We start from the raw sequence: 14,312 nt of genomic DNA on the forward strand, positions 1-14,312 counted from the left end.
ATTTATCGATATTTTTTGCAGTCTGCCTGGCAAAATATCGTGCATTTGCATATTCACTGCTTGCTCAATGATTGCCATTTTTCAAAATTTGCGTAAATGATGTATTGATTATTTTTTAACCAGCCAATCTTACTAAAAGGCAAATTATTACAAATTCTTAACAGCCTCATTTTCGGACAGTGGCGGAAAAAACCTGTGCAACAGCCCAAGATACCATAATCTTTTAGGCCATCAGACCGAAAAGAAGAACATGCCTTGGGTCAACAAGGCAATTACATTTCAGTTTTTTGCAATGGCTCATGGTTTTCAACAACGACCAATGACAATGTCTGCTGCTTCATCAAAGTGGCTCTGGCAGAAAACAACCAGTCAAGAGAACGTGCATGATGCTATATTTATGTTTCAAAAAGCTGCCGATAATCTTTATTATCTGCATATTTCAGATGATTCTGGCTTATGATTCCAGCTTTGCGGCAGAGCAAAAAACATACATAGGCTCAAAAAATTGTGCCCCATGCCACGAAGATCAGTACAATTCATTTATCAAACATTCAAAAAAAGCCAATTCATGGAATTCTGTAGCCATCATGAAGCCCAAGCTCAAGGAGCATGAGCTTCAGAAATGTTACGAATGCCACACCACCGGCTACAACAAAGGCGGATTCAAAAGCATTGAAAGCACGCCTGACCTGGCCGATGTGGGTTGCGAGACCTGCCACGGCCCCGGCAGCGAACATGCCGAAACCCAGGATCCACAGTCCATCACAAGAAAGCCTGCGGTAGAAACCTGCACGGCATGCCACAGCTCAGAACGGATCCAGGATTTCAAATTCAAGCCACTGATCTTTTCCGGCGCGCACTAGTTCGGGGGTAGCAATGCTTTTATCCAGATCGCTTAATTTCAAAATTACCATGTCCATTGTGGGCATCACCTTTCTGGTGATCAGCTGCATTATGGCCCTTGAGTATGTTGGCGTTAAAAAAATGATGACCGACGAAATACGCGCAGGCGCGCGCATGGAAACCGGCCTCATCTACATGGGCATTGAAAAGCCCATGATCGTGGGTGACAACACGGGCACTGCGGAAGAGTTCAGCAAGATCAAAAACAAGTTCAATCATATTTCAGCCTTCATGACCTCGTACACGGGCAACATCACGTACAGCACCGATGAACGTACCGTTCGCAAGGATTACAAGGCGGTAGAAGCCGACAAGGATCTGGCTGCCCTGCACTCGCGTGGTCTCAAGGAACCGCTTGAGGAATCTGTATTCATCGACCAGAACGGCAAAAAAATTCTGGGCAGCGTTTTTTCCATCAAAAATCAGCGCCGTTGTTACCACTGCCATGGCGATTCCGAACCCATTCTTGGCCAGCTGGTGATGAAGCTTGATGTCACCACGGCCTGGGACGCCATGGAAAACCAGCTGCTGCAAACCTCCCTCATGGGGGCTGCGGGCCTTATTGCCCTTATCGGCTTTACGGTGCTGGCCATCCGCCATTTTCTCATTCGCCGAATTTCGCGCCTTGTGTCCAACGCAGGTCAGGTTGCCGCTGGCAATCTGACCGTGTCATTTGAGCAGGAAGGCAAGGACGAACTTGCGCGGCTTTCTACCGACATTGGCTCCATGGTCGCCCAGCTCAAGGACAAGCTGGGATTTTCAGAAGGAGTGCTCAACGGTATCGCCGCACCTTGCCTTATTATCGGCGCGGACAAAAAGATTCTGTGGCTCAACCAGCATCTGTGCGACATGCTCGAAAAGTCGCAGCCGCCGCAAAGCTTCATCGGGCAGACATCCGGCCGTTTTCTGTGGAACGACGACGCCCGCGAAACCACAGCGGTACGTGCAGTTGAACACCGCAAAAAATTTGTTGCCGAGCGGGAGCTGCCCACAGAAAAAGGCAATCTGCGCTACGTTACGGTTACCGCAACGCCATTCTTTGACATGGACGGCGAGCTGATGGGCTCGGTAACTTTCTGGAACGACATTACCGAAATCAAAAAGAACCAGCAGCAGATTGAAAAGAACGGTGCCATGGTCGCCAGAGTGGCCGAAAATGCGGGCGAAATCGCCACGCATCTTGCCCATATATCTGACCAGCTGCTTGAGCGCATCGGCCAGACCAGCGAGGGCACGGCCAGCCAGCAAAACAGAATCCGCGAAACTGCGGTTGCAGTGGAATCCATGAACGCCTCCATTCTGGATGTGGCGCGCAACGCCGCCGATGCTTCGGGCAAGGCAGCGCAGGCCCGCCAGCGCGCCCAGAGTGGCCAAAAGATTACCGACCAGTCCATCGCCGCCATTGCCGATGTGCGCAAACACACTACCACCATGAGCTCCGGCCTGCACGACCTGGGCAACAAGGCGCAGGATGTGGGCAAAATTCTTGGCATCATCAGCGACATTGCCGACCAGACCAACCTGCTGGCCCTCAATGCCGCCATTGAAGCCGCCCGGGCTGGCGAGGCCGGTCGTGGCTTTGCTGTTGTAGCCGACGAGGTGCGCAAGCTGGCGGAAAAAACCATGCAGGCCACCATGGAAGTCTCGGCGGCCGTCAAAGGTATTCAGGACAGCGCGCACTCCAACATCTCACTGATGGACGATACGGACGCCAGTGTGGAACAGGGCGTCACCCTTGTCAGCCAGGCTGGCGAAGCCCTGCAGGAGATCGTAACCCAGGTCATGCAGACCGCCGACATGATTGGCGTTATCGCCGCCTCGGCCGAAGAGCAATCCGCGGCATCCGAACAAATCAACGGAAATATCAGCAACGTAAATTCCATCGCCATGGATATTTCCAATGGCATGGCAGAGCTTGGCAGCACCGCCAGAGAAGTGGCCCAGATGGCCGCCGACCTGCGCAAAACCATTGCCTCCATGAGCAATGGCAACGGCAACTCCTAGCCACACAGGCCGGATACCGACAAACGAGAGAGCGGCGGCAAACTTTGGTTTGCCGCCGTTTTTTTGGTCGCGCCCTTGACACAGATCAATTAATGTTGAAATGTCATTTTATGGAAAGCAAAACTGCCGCAAACATATTTGAAGCCCTGGCTTCAGAAGTACGCCTGGACCTGTTCAGGCTGCTGGTCAAAAACGCCCCTCAAGGTCTTGTGGCGGGCGAAATTGCGCGACAGCTTGAAATTCCTTCCACCAACCTCTCCTTTCATCTCAAGGCCGTGGTGCACAGCGGCCTTGTGACGGTTGAAAAGGAGGGACGCTTTATGCGCTACAAGGCCAACATCCCCCTGATGCTCGAGGTCATCGCCTACCTCACTTCTGAATGCTGCTCTGCCAACCCCTGTGAATGCAAAAAATTCAGGGCGGAAAGCGGCATTCTGCCTGGCATTCTGCCAGAAAACTGATTGCGGAATTTTTTTTGGACAAACGAGTCAATATTTCAACAAATATCAAAATATGAGCACCTGCCATGAGCACCCCAGCCAAACAACAATGCTGTGGAACAAGCCATTTGCAAAAGGCAAAAGGACCTGAAGCCCGTAACTGGAACGGCAAATACGCGCTGACCATCACGGCGCTGGCCATATTGTGGTGGTTGGCGTACTCCACCATTCAACCAGTGGCCCACTGGCTGGCAGTAAGCGTATTTGGTCTTGTGCCCGGCTCGCCAGCTGCAGAATCCCTGGAATTTTTCCTTTATGATACGGCCAAAATCCTGCTTCTGCTGGTATCGCTCATCTACGCCATTGCGTGGGCCCGGGCGGGCCTCAATGTTGAGCGCGTACGCGACTATCTGACCGGCAAGGCACGCGGGCTCGGCTATTTTCTGGGTTCGGCTTTTGGCGCGGTTACACCCTTCTGCTCCTGCTCAAGCATCCCGCTGTTTCTCGGTTTTACCACGGCCAATATTCCTGTGGGCATAACCATGGCCTTTCTCATTACCTCGCCGCTCATCAACGAGCTGGCCGTAGTGCTGCTGTGGGGCCTGCTGGGTTGGAAAATAACCGTGGCCTATGTGGTTGTGGGCATGGTGGCGGGCATAATTGGCGGCTTTCTTATGGACGCCCTCAAGGCCGGGCGCTGGCTGCACCCCGCCATTCTGGAGGCCATTGCCAGCATGCCTGCGCAGCCAGCCCAGATAAGGGCTTCTTCCGCTGCCCGCAAAATCAGCGTGCGCGAACGACACAACTTTGCCTGGGCTGAGACTTCTTCCATCTTCAGACGCGTGTGGAAATGGGTGATCGTTGGCGTGGCCCTGGGGGCGGGGCTGCACGGCTTTGTGCCCGAAAACTGGTTTGCGCAGCACGTTGGCGCTGGCGAGTGGTGGTCTGTGCCCTTCTCTGTGTTGCTGGGTATTCCCCTATACTCCAGCGTTACGGGTATTATCCCCGTCATGGAGAGTCTGCTGGCCAAGGGGCTGCCACTCGGCACAACCCTGGCATTCTGCATGAGCACCGTTGTGGTAAGCCTGCCTGAAATGATCATGCTGCGGCAGGTCATGACGGTTCGCCTGCTGGCGGTATTTGTTGGCTATCTTTTGCTCATGTTTACCTTGGTAGGCTGGCTGTTCAACCTGCTTGGACCGTTGATGATCTAAAAAAAATGGAGCATGACATGGAAATAAAGGTATTCGGCCCGGGCTGCGCCCGCTGTGTCGAGGCAGAGGGTGTGGTACGGCAGGCGGCAGCACAGGCTGGCGGCGACATATCGGTGATCAAGGTTTCCGATTTCAGGGAAATCATGGCCGCACGTATCATCTCAACCCCGGCGGTGATGGTCGACGGCGACATCAAATGCACCGGCAGGGTTCCCACCGGTGAAGAAGTAGCCCAATGGATTGAAGAAGCCAGGGGCTAGGCTGGCTGCTGCCAGCACAGCTTTGACCCGCCACGCTTGTGCAACACGCTTGCCCTGCATGGCGGGTCACGCTATTGTGGGTCACTGTTCAGGGTGCTATTTCGCACACTTCCACCAAGGCAGACCCCATGCACTATCCCCACATCGCGATGTTGAAGACCAAGTGCCTTTTTCTGGTCGTGGCCATGCACTGCGTCATGTTTTTTGCTACGCCCTTTCCTTTCTGGAAGCTGTACGCCGATGCACCCCAGCCTTTTGCCGACCTGCTTACGGCCATTTCGGGCACCACGCTCATCCAGTGTTTCATGATGGCCTCTGGCTTTCTGTTTGCCGCCGCGTGGGATTCGGGCAAACGCACCCCTCTGCAACACCTGCTGCACCGTGGACGCAGGCTTTTGTTGCCCTGGTTTGGCGTGGGTATGCTTTGGGTAGCGCCTCTGTACTGGCTTTTTTCCATCCCCGCCTTTGGACACCCCGCTGACGCCACTCTTGTGGAAACATGGAAGTCTGTGGCCCTTGGCCTGTTTACCGACCACCTGTGGTTTCTGCTTGTGCTGTTCTGGGTGACCATTTTCTGGATTATCACACTGACAGTGTTGAAAAAATGCGGGCACGACACTGCGGCTGCTGGCGGCATGGTGGCCTTGATTGCCGCCCTGTGCATGCAGAACTACGGCCAGTGGATCAAGTGGTACTGCCTGTGGGAAGTTTCTGCGTATATTCTTTGCTACTATCTGGGCATTGTGATTTTCAGAAACCGCGAATCCTTCGACGCCCTTTGCCGCAAACGCCCCCTGACTCTGGCGATTGGGCTGCTGGTCATGATCATTCTGCTCTGGCCCTATGCCTTTGCCCCTGTGAGCGGCTGGGCGGTTTCTCTGCTGTGCGCCCTGCTTGGCTACCACCTGTTTTTGCTCTCAGGTGGGCTGTACCCCCTGGTGCAATCCATCCCCCTGTTTACCTGGTTTGAGCGTAACGGCTTTCGCTTCTATCTTTTTCATCTGCCTACGCCCCTGCTTGTATTCATGTGGCTGTACAAGCCGCTGCAACTGCCGCCCGTGGCCTTTGTGCTGCTGAACATTGCCATAACAATGGCAGTTACCTCGGTCATTGTGCTGGTCAGCCGCAAGCTGGAGGCAAGGCTGGGCATCAGCCTGTAATTTTAGCATTATCTGTGGCGCTTCCCCCTGTTCGATATGGCGTACGCGTTGCGGCGTGACGCACAAACCGCCTGAAGGGAGATACCTGCCATGATGGGATTCCTCAAACTGCTGCTGTCGTTCGCACCGTGGCTGTCGTTTTTGATCATTGCACACGGCAGCATGTTTCGACTTGAGCTTGGCCTGTGTGTGGCCCTTGGGCTCAGCATTGTGATGGGCGTGCTTCGGCTGCACCGGGGGCTGATACTGTGGGTGGGGCTGGCCTTTTTTAGTGCCGCCACAGTACTTGTGGTAGTGTTTCAAAACATGTGGACAGTGCAATATATGGGCGTATTAGCCAACGGCTCGCTGGCGCTTGGCACGTGGGCCGGTATAGTTGTGGGCAAACCCTTTACGCTTGATTACGCCAAGGATCACACCGACCCCTCGCTGTGGAATTCGCCCCTCTTTTTGCGCACCAACAATATCATTGCTTCGATGTGGGGCGGCGCGTTTACACTCAATGCCCTGCTTGCCTGGATGAAGATGAAGCAGCTCTTTTTTTCAGAGCTGACCTTTGAGCTGCTTTCCTACGCTGTGCTCATAGGTGTGGCCGTATTTACACAATGGTACCCGGCCTATCTGCGACGCTTGCGGGCCAGTCAGCAGGTTGCGGCATAAGGTCACCGCAGTTCACACATTTGCCTGCCTGGACTTTGCTTCGCACATGAAATGCGGCCAGCATGCTCAGCATGACGCACACAGGGAATGTGGCCCGAACAAAAAAGGACTGCACGTACATGGCGACGTGCAGTCCTTCACTTTTCCGGCCATGCCACATGCGGCAACAAAATGCAGGCTCACAGCATATATCGGCCCTCGATTCTGGTTGTCGCACTGCCGCCAAACAGCACCTTTCCCGCCGATTCTTTCAGCTTTACCACGTTAAATGCCACAGGTTCAGCGTTTTGCTCGATTGAAGCAGCACTGCCGTTCCACAAGGCGTTTTTCAGCATGTAATGACCAAATGCCGAGTTTCCCGAGCCGGTTGCGGGGTCCTCAAGGTAGCCAAACCTTGGCGCAAAAACCCTCGTACGCATCATGCTTTGGCTGCTGACAACTTCGGAAGAAAAAACAAGAATGATATCAACCTCATATTTGATGCAAAACTGCTTCAACGCTGTTTCGTCGGGATGCATGGCCAAAACTGTTTTCAAAGAAGCAATGGGCACGATTAACGTGCGCAGGCCAGCATCAATGCACTCCATGCGCAAATCATTTCTGATATCTGATTCTGAAATTTCCAGATATTGCGCAACTGCATCAATTTCTGAGTTTACGGTCAGCTCTACCATGTCTGGAGCAGTGATGAACACCGCATCTGCGGAGGGGATTTCGTTGTAAACCTTCAGGCTACCCTTACTTGTGGTTATGGTTATTTGCGGCGTTGCAAGCAGCAGGGGACTGTTGGCGATCAGGTCGTACATGCAGGCAATTGTACCGTGGCCACAAAACGCCACTTCACATTCAGAAGAATAATAGCGCAGCTGATAGTGTGCATCTTCAACAGGTGTGCAAAACACCACTTCTGATACAAAGCCATCATGTTCCTTGGCCACTGCCAGCATGTCATCCGCAGAGAGGGTCTGGCCTTTTTCCAGATACAGGCAGGCTGCAGGGTTGCCTGAAGAAAAATGCGAAGTAAAGGCATTTATCTTTTTATACGGATAACTGCTCACTTTTGCTCCTTTGCGCAGGAAAGCGTGTTTGAAACAAGGGCCATGCAACCAGTATCAGAGAGCTCGCCAGTCTCAACAACCTTAACTATTTGGCACCATGCTAAAATACTTCGCACATTGCGTATTGGCAAGCATTCCGATTGGGTGTATGCGCTTTACCGCGTCATGAATGGGCCAGCAAGCAAGCCCCATATTTTTTGCAACAGCCGAGGATGTTACGCCATGAAAAAGACCGCCCTGATCCTTGCCCTGCTGATGAGCACCTTTATGCTCACCGCCTGTGGCTCCAAGTACATTGCCGTTACCAAAGACTACTCAGTCTACATCGGCACCAAGAAGCCCATCATCAATCCCGAAAATGATTCCGTGAGCTTCGAGGACGAAACCGGCAAAACCCACACCATTCCCCGCGAAGACCTCAAGCAAGTTCGTCCCCTGCCCTAAAGGATTTTTTACCTGACCGCCCAGCGCGGCAAGGGTGCAAAAAAGTAGCCGCCTTACAGCTCCATTACTGGAACCGTAAGGCGGCTGCCTTTATTTAAGCTGTCGCGCCGTGTCTAGAAAACGGGCACGATGCCGCGTTCAACCAGATTCTTCTGGATATACGCCTTCACTTCGGGCGACAGAACGGCCTTCATGAGGGCCTTGGCCTTGGGGCTGTCCTTGTCTTCGTTCCGCACAACAACAATGTTGGCGTAGGGCGATTCGCTGCCTTCCATGACAAGGGCGTCACGCGAGGGAACCAGACCGGCTTCGCCAGCAAAGTTGGTGTTGATGACCGAAGCGGTCACGTCGTCCAGGGTGCGGGGCAGCTGGGCGGCGTCCAGTTCGTGGAACTTGAGGCCCAGGGGATTCTTGGTGATGTCAGCCACGGTCACAAGCGCGCCGGGCTTGATGGCGATAACGCCGTTGGATTCAAGCAGACGCAGAGCGCGGGCTTCGTTGGTGGGGTCGTTGGGCACGGAGACGCTGTTGCCCTTCTTGAGGTCGGCCAGCTTCTTGATCTTCTTGGAGTACACGCCCAGGGGTTCGATATGCACCTTGCCGATGGAAACAAGGTCAAGCTTCTTTTCCTTGTTCATGTTGTCAAGGTAGGGTTCGTGCTGGAAAAAGTTGGCAAACAGCTGCTTGCTGGCCAGGGCCATATTGGGCTGCACGTAGTCGGTAAATTCCTTGATGACCAGGTTGTAGCCTTCCTTGGCAAGCAGGGGCTTGGCCGCCAGCATAATGTCCTTATGCGGGAAGGGGGTCACGCCGACAACAATGTCTTCAGCGGCGAACGAAGGGGCGGCCAGCGCCAGAACCATGGCCAGAGACAAAAGCAGACGTTTCATAAGCGCTCCTGCAAGGATAAAGGGGTAGAAAATCGCCAAACAGGCCTTAGCGCAATATCTTGTAAAGGAAATTGCACACACCCTGTATGAGCAGCACGAGAATACACAGAATAATGACCGAATAGACCATTATATCGACCTGAAAGCGGTTGTAGCCGTATTTTACGGCCAGATCGCCCAGACCGCCGCCACCCACGGTACCGGCCATGGCCGAATACCCCAGCAGCGTAATGGCAATAACCGCCACATTCAGCACAATGGAAGGCAAAGCCTCGGGAATCAGCACGCGAAAGATGATCTGCGTGTTGCTGGCCCCAAAAGACCGCGCCGCCTCAATCACGCCCCTGTCCACCTCAAGAAAGCAGGTTTCGATCAGCCGCGCCACAAAGGGGGCGGCCGCGATGGTCAGCGGCACAATGGCCGCCGCGCTGCCGATGGATGTACCCACCACAAAACGGGTAAAAGGAATAAGAGCGATAAGCAGAATGATAAAGGGGAACGAGCGCAGCAGGTTCACCACAAAATCGACCGCCTGATACACCGAGCGGTTGGGTTTGAGACCAATGGGGTTGGTCACAATCATGAGAATGGCCAGCAAAAAGCCCGAAAGCAGCGAAAACAGCGTGGAGAGCAGCACCATATCAAGGGTTTCCCACGTTGCCGTGATAATTTCCGGCAACTTTTCAAGAAACCGCTCCCACAGCGGGTAGTAGGCCGCAAGGCCGCTCATGTTCTCAATCATGCTGTTCACCCGCGTTTTCAGAATAGGTCAGAATTTCCCAGTACAGATTCTGCGTTTTCAGATAGTGCAGCACTGCATCCAGGTCTTTATCCTGCACGTTGATGATAAGAAAACCAAAAACATCATCGAGGTAGCGCTCAAGTTTGCCGCCAACGATGGAAAAATCAATGCCCAGCGTACGCGCCATCTGGGTGATAACGCTCTGCTGCGAAATATCTCGCGGGAACATGAGGCGAATGTTGGTGCCGCCGGGTATGAGCGTGTATTCGTCTTCCACCATGGCCTGCATTTCCTTGGTGGGCGACAGAAAGAGATTTTCCGTCTTGCCCATGGCCACGGTTTTGCCGTCGTCGAGCATAAGCAGACTGTGGCACAGGCGTTTGACCACTTCCATCTGGTGCGTGACCATGATGATGGTGAGGTTGAGCCGCCGGTTGATGTCTTCCAGCAGGTCAAGAATGGACGATGTGGTCTTGGGATCAAGGGCAGATGTGGCTTCGTCGCACAACAGCACGCGGGGGTTGAGCGCCAGCGCACGGGCAATGCCCACGCGCTGCTTTTGCCCACCGCTCAGGCTCTGTACGCGCTGCTTGGCCCGGTCGGCCAGGCCCACCAGCTCCAGCAGTTCCATCACGCGTTCTTCGCGATTGGGGCTGCCCCACAACGAAAGAGGAAAAGCCACGTTGTCGAACACGTTTTTACGCGACATGAGATTAAAATTCTGAAAAATCATGCCCATTTTGCATTGCAGCTCGCGCAGGGCTCTTGCCTCCAGCGAGGCAACTTCAACGCCCATGACTTTGACACTGCCCATCTGGTAGGGTTCCAGACCATTGAGGCAGCGTAGCAAGGTAGACTTGCCCGCGCCAGAATGCCCCACAATGCCGAAAATTTCCCCCTCATGCACGTGCATATTAATGTCTTGCAGCACGAGGTGGCTTCCGTAGAGCTTGCCAAGATTGGTTACCTGAATCATGCGATGGTTCCTGAGCCTGTTTTCGGTGTCGCCAGACAATGCGATATTTGTCAGCGAAAGTAAAGAATTCACGCAGGCACAGCATGAATAACCCGGCATCATACCTCAAGGAGCGGCGCAAAATCAAGCCGCCTGCCGGGGCCTCGCAAACGGCGGCAAGAGAGGATTTTTGATGTGTGACGACAGGCATGGACAGCTGCACACAATGGTGACACAACCAGTGGCGCAATTGTGTACTTGAACAGTCTGAAAGGATTTATCCATATGAATCAAATCCCCAATTCTTCCGACTCTCACAACTCCCCCGCCGCTTCTGATTGCGGGCATGCAGCACCCAGCCCTATTGCCGCCATTTGCGGCCATAACCGAATCACACCAACCATACTGCGGCGCGGCATTCAGGCGGCTTTTGCCGTTTTTCTCACCTGGGTGGGCTACAACTTTTACCTCTACGTGCAATGGGCCACAGGGCAAAGCCAGATTTACACGCCCAAGCCTCCCTCTGTGGAGGGTTTTTTGCCCATCAGCGAACTTATGGCGGCCCGTCGCCTGTTTGAAACCGGCATGTGGGATGCAGTACACCCCGCTGGGTTAACGCTCTTTCTGGCCATTGCCCTCATGGCCCTGTTGTTTCGCAAGGGGTTTTGCGGCTATATCTGCCCTGTGGGCTTTGTTTCCAACCTTCTGGGCCGTCTTGGTGAACGGCTGGGCCTCAGCCGCACCCCGCCGCGCAAACTGGAGCTGGCCTTCCAGGCCATCAAATACATTCCGCTGGCATTGCTGGGGTATTTCAGTCTGTTTGCCATGGGCGTGGACGAAATCAATGCCTTTATGGGCGCGCCCTTCAACATGGTGGCCGATTCAAGCATGCTGTTTTTCTTTCTGCACGCTTCGGGCACAACCCTTGTGGTAGTTGGCGTGATTGTGGCGGCCTCGCTGGTGGTGCGCAACGCATGGTGCAGGTTTTTATGCCCCTACGGCGCGTTCCTTGGCCTGTTTGCTCTGGCAAGCCCAGTTGCGGTACGTCGCAACGCGGCAACCTGTACAAGCTGCCTCCGCTGCCAGCGCGCCTGCCCATCCGCCATTGCCGTGCACAAGAAAGTGCGCGTCAACTCGCCCGAATGCCTGGGCTGCACCGCCTGTATCGAGGCCTGCCCGCAGAAGGATTGCCTGCATCTGTCAGCAGCAGGCAGACGCGTACCCTTCTGGACTGTGGTCGCTGGCTGCCTTGTGGTGCTGCTGGGCGCATATGTCTGGGCCGTGTACACCGGGCACTGGACGTCCGAGATTCCCCCTGCCATGCTACGGCGCTTTCACATGATCCAGTTTGGCGGCTAACCGGCCAATCATACTGGATAAACAACAGAAATGGCGGCGAAGGTACTTCCTTCACCGCCATTGTCTTATTTATGACCAGGCCGTTTCCTGCTTTACCAGACCGGGGCTTCCGCCGGGTCGCGCTTGATGTGGCAGGCCTGACAGTCGGTTGCGCGGGGTTTTTCAACCTTCATGCGCGTGTGGCAATCCATGCAGCGCTGGTGATAGGCCGCCTTGAGCAGGGGCCGCCCGTCAGGCATGGTTGTTGTGCCGGTGGGCAGGCTCACCGGATGGCACGACACGCACCTGGGCGGCGTCATGCCCGGCTTGAGGCGCGGGCTGTTATGATGGCAGGCAGAGCATTCCAGGCCGTCCTTGGCATGCATACCCTGTAAACCAGCAGCCTTGCGGCCAATGGCTGCCCGCAGTTTTTGCAGGTGCTGCGCGTGGGCAAAGTCCACAGGGCGGAATTCCTTGCTCATAAGCTCTATGCGCACCTTTTCGGGCAGCCCGTCAGAAACAGGCCCAAGCTTGGGCGCTTCCGACACGTCAACTGCGGGTTGAGCGCTTTCAGCGGCAGAAACGGCAGGCGTCGAGCCCGCAGGCTGCAGCGCCTTGGCCGCAGCAGCGTTAGCTGCCGTATCAGGCTTTGCTGCCGCATTTTTATCCGGCGGCGGCAGCAAAATGGCCGAGGGCGCAAGCAGGGCTTCGGAATCGGCAGCCTGTTTGGCCGCAGCCTTAACCGAGGCTTCCACGGGCAGCAGTATGGCCGAAGACGCAAGCCTGGCATCCTGCTGGGCTGCCTGAGCAGAGGGCGCGGGCAGGGTCTGCGGCAGGGCCGGAGCTTCGAGTGCAACGGCTCCATTGGTGCCAGAAGCCTCTGGCGCGGCGGGCCGCGAAGTGGGCAGGTTGCTCGGCAGCATCAGCCCCATGGTGCCAGTTACGCCGGGGGCGGCGCGGTGACAGAAGGCGCAGTTGTTGCCGCTCTTGCTCACGGGTCGGGGCGTATGGCAACCGGCGCATTCCGGCGCAGCGGTTGTAAGGCTGGTGTGGCAGTTCACGCAGGAGTTTTTGGAAGTGACCGAATGCATGGCCTGCGCCAGCGGAATGTTCTTGCCCTTGGGATCACCGTTGGGCGTGTGGCAGGTAATGCACGACTGTTTCACGCTGGTGTGGTGGCAATCCACGCAGTTCAGCGCCCTTTCGTGCAGACTGTGGTCAAAAGGCACGGCAGGCATGGCCGTGGCCCACTTGGGGCCCTTGGGGTATATGGGCGCAAGCGGCACCTGGGGAGGCGTAACCTTGTCGCTCAGCACCACGCCGGTGGGCCTGTCCATGGTCATGATGGAGGGGCTTGCCTCAAAGCGGGGCAAGGCCTCAAAACGTGCCTTGTCGTGGCAGGTGGCGCAATCAATGGGCCCGTGGGGCTGTTTTTGCTCTGCCAGTGATGCGTGGCATTTCATGCAAACCTCGTGCGCGGCGGCGCGCAGGGGCGGCGGCGTAAAGGCGGCATCCCTGGTGGCAAGAGCCGTGCCGGGGCCACTGGCGTGGCAGGTACGGCACGAATCCACCGTGGGCGGCAGGTCGGGCGCAAAACCCTTGGCATGGTGACAGGATATGCAGCGCTGCGGATCATTCTCGGCCATGATGGTCCCCGCTGCCAGCCCCGCCTGCGGTTTGGCCGGAAAGGCCCCGGAGGTCAGATGCCGCTGGTGCAGCGAGGCATCCATCTGCGGCTTGAAGGGCTTTTGCGTGGGCAACTGGGCTGTGTCGTCAACACTGTGGCAGTTACGGCACTGGGCCAGAGAAGGGCCAGAACCTTTTTGGGCGTGGCACGAGGCACAGGCAGAGTGAAAGGCCACCTTGCGCTCGTCCTTGTCGCTGGAGGCAACACCGGCAAAGGCACTGAACACAGGTGTCTGCATGATGTTGACCGGCAGACCCGCACTGTTTTTTTCCACATCGGGCGCAGCCGCATGGCAGCTGGCACAGGCATTTGCCTTGGCGTGGGCCGCGTGGTCAAAGGCCACCACCGGCATTTTAAGCTCTTTGGCCCGCTGGCCGCCCATATACACAACATTGCCCGCAAGGGGCGCAGATTCGGCAGCCTTTACAACAGAGGCGGCAAAACACAGCGCCACGGCACACAGTGCGCCGGCAGCCACAAACCGCCTCGCGCAAGCAGAAACCAGGGCTGTACTACATGTGGTTCGCATTAACTCCCCCTTGGGGACTTTGATCAGA

At 55.5% G+C, this 14,312-nt stretch carries 15 protein-coding genes; 10 read left to right on the forward strand and 5 right to left on the reverse strand.

The features are described 5' to 3' along the window. Positions 1-250: 250 nt before the first annotated feature. From F8N36_RS09580 to F8N36_RS09615, 8 genes are all read left to right on the forward strand, one after another. Positions 251-460, forward strand: a complete 210-nt coding sequence (locus tag F8N36_RS09580; protein ID WP_291332566.1) for a hypothetical protein — start codon at positions 251-253, stop codon at positions 458-460. After that, positions 444-863, forward strand: coding sequence for a cytochrome c family protein (locus tag F8N36_RS09585; protein ID WP_291332567.1), 420 nt, complete (start codon positions 444-446; stop codon positions 861-863). The genes F8N36_RS09580 and F8N36_RS09585 overlap by 17 nt, the downstream gene beginning before the upstream one ends. A gap of 13 nt (positions 864-876) precedes the next feature. Beyond that, complete coding sequence (locus F8N36_RS09590; RefSeq protein ID WP_291332568.1) at positions 877-2,907, forward strand: methyl-accepting chemotaxis protein; 2,031 nt, start codon at positions 877-879, stop codon at positions 2,905-2,907. A 110-nt stretch (positions 2,908-3,017) separates the two neighbouring features. Next, the gene (locus F8N36_RS09595; RefSeq protein WP_291332569.1) at positions 3,018-3,368 is read left to right on the forward strand and encodes a helix-turn-helix domain-containing protein; all 351 of its coding nucleotides are present in this window, start codon (positions 3,018-3,020) and stop codon (positions 3,366-3,368) included. 107 nt (positions 3,369-3,475) lie between these two features. After that, entirely contained in the window at positions 3,476-4,561 is a 1,086-nt protein-coding gene (locus tag F8N36_RS09600) for a permease (protein ID WP_291332570.1), read from the forward strand. A gap of 17 nt (positions 4,562-4,578) precedes the next feature. Continuing rightward, a complete protein-coding gene (locus F8N36_RS09605) occupies positions 4,579-4,821 on the forward strand; it encodes a thioredoxin family protein (RefSeq protein WP_291332571.1) in 243 nt (80 codons plus the stop codon). 128 nt (positions 4,822-4,949) lie between these two features. Further along, positions 4,950-5,981: an acyltransferase family protein gene (locus tag F8N36_RS09610; protein WP_291332572.1), complete on the forward strand. Its 1,032-nt coding sequence runs from the start codon at positions 4,950-4,952 to the stop codon at positions 5,979-5,981. Positions 5,982-6,071: 90 nt separating this feature from the next. After that, positions 6,072-6,641: a hypothetical protein gene (locus F8N36_RS09615; RefSeq protein ID WP_291332573.1), complete on the forward strand. Its 570-nt coding sequence runs from the start codon at positions 6,072-6,074 to the stop codon at positions 6,639-6,641. A 179-nt stretch (positions 6,642-6,820) separates the two neighbouring features. Here the strand turns inward: F8N36_RS09615 and F8N36_RS09620 are convergent, their stop codons facing one another. Further along, positions 6,821-7,699, reverse strand: a complete 879-nt coding sequence (locus F8N36_RS09620; RefSeq protein WP_291332574.1) for a PhzF family phenazine biosynthesis isomerase — start codon at positions 7,697-7,699, stop codon at positions 6,821-6,823. Between the two features lie 222 nt (positions 7,700-7,921). Between F8N36_RS09620 and F8N36_RS09625 the strand changes: the two genes are divergently transcribed. Further along, positions 7,922-8,143 carry a YgdI/YgdR family lipoprotein gene (locus F8N36_RS09625; RefSeq protein WP_291332575.1) on the forward strand — a complete coding sequence of 74 codons (222 nt, stop codon included), beginning with the start codon at positions 7,922-7,924 and terminating at the stop codon, positions 8,141-8,143. A gap of 113 nt (positions 8,144-8,256) precedes the next feature. Here the strand turns inward: F8N36_RS09625 and F8N36_RS09630 are convergent, their stop codons facing one another. Genes F8N36_RS09630 through F8N36_RS09640 form a run of 3 tightly spaced genes read right to left on the reverse strand, consistent with a single transcriptional unit; the run spans position 8,257 to position 10,751 of the window. After that, positions 8,257-9,033, reverse strand: a complete 777-nt coding sequence (locus tag F8N36_RS09630) for a MetQ/NlpA family ABC transporter substrate-binding protein (RefSeq protein ID WP_291332576.1) — start codon at positions 9,031-9,033, stop codon at positions 8,257-8,259. Between the two features lie 46 nt (positions 9,034-9,079). Further along, complete coding sequence (locus tag F8N36_RS09635) at positions 9,080-9,775, reverse strand: methionine ABC transporter permease (protein ID WP_291332577.1); 696 nt, start codon at positions 9,773-9,775, stop codon at positions 9,080-9,082. Beyond that, positions 9,768-10,751, reverse strand: a complete 984-nt coding sequence (locus F8N36_RS09640; RefSeq protein WP_291332578.1) for a methionine ABC transporter ATP-binding protein — start codon at positions 10,749-10,751, stop codon at positions 9,768-9,770. Before F8N36_RS09640 ends, F8N36_RS09635 begins: the two co-directional genes overlap by 8 nt. Before the next feature lie 264 nt (positions 10,752-11,015). Here F8N36_RS09640 and F8N36_RS09645 point away from each other — a divergent pair, with 264 nt between their 5' ends. After that, on the forward strand, positions 11,016-12,089 hold the full coding sequence (locus tag F8N36_RS09645) for a 4Fe-4S binding protein (protein WP_291332579.1): 1,074 nt from the start codon (positions 11,016-11,018) through the stop codon (positions 12,087-12,089). A gap of 92 nt (positions 12,090-12,181) precedes the next feature. On the opposite strand, the gene F8N36_RS09650 is transcribed toward F8N36_RS09645, so the two are convergent. Continuing rightward, positions 12,182-14,233: a cytochrome c3 family protein gene (locus F8N36_RS09650; RefSeq protein WP_291332580.1), complete on the reverse strand. Its 2,052-nt coding sequence runs from the start codon at positions 14,231-14,233 to the stop codon at positions 12,182-12,184. Positions 14,234-14,312: the final 79 nt, after the last annotated feature.

The organism is Desulfovibrio sp. (assembly GCF_009712225.1).
In the GTDB taxonomy this organism is placed as follows: domain Bacteria; phylum Desulfobacterota; class Desulfovibrionia; order Desulfovibrionales; family Desulfovibrionaceae; genus Desulfovibrio.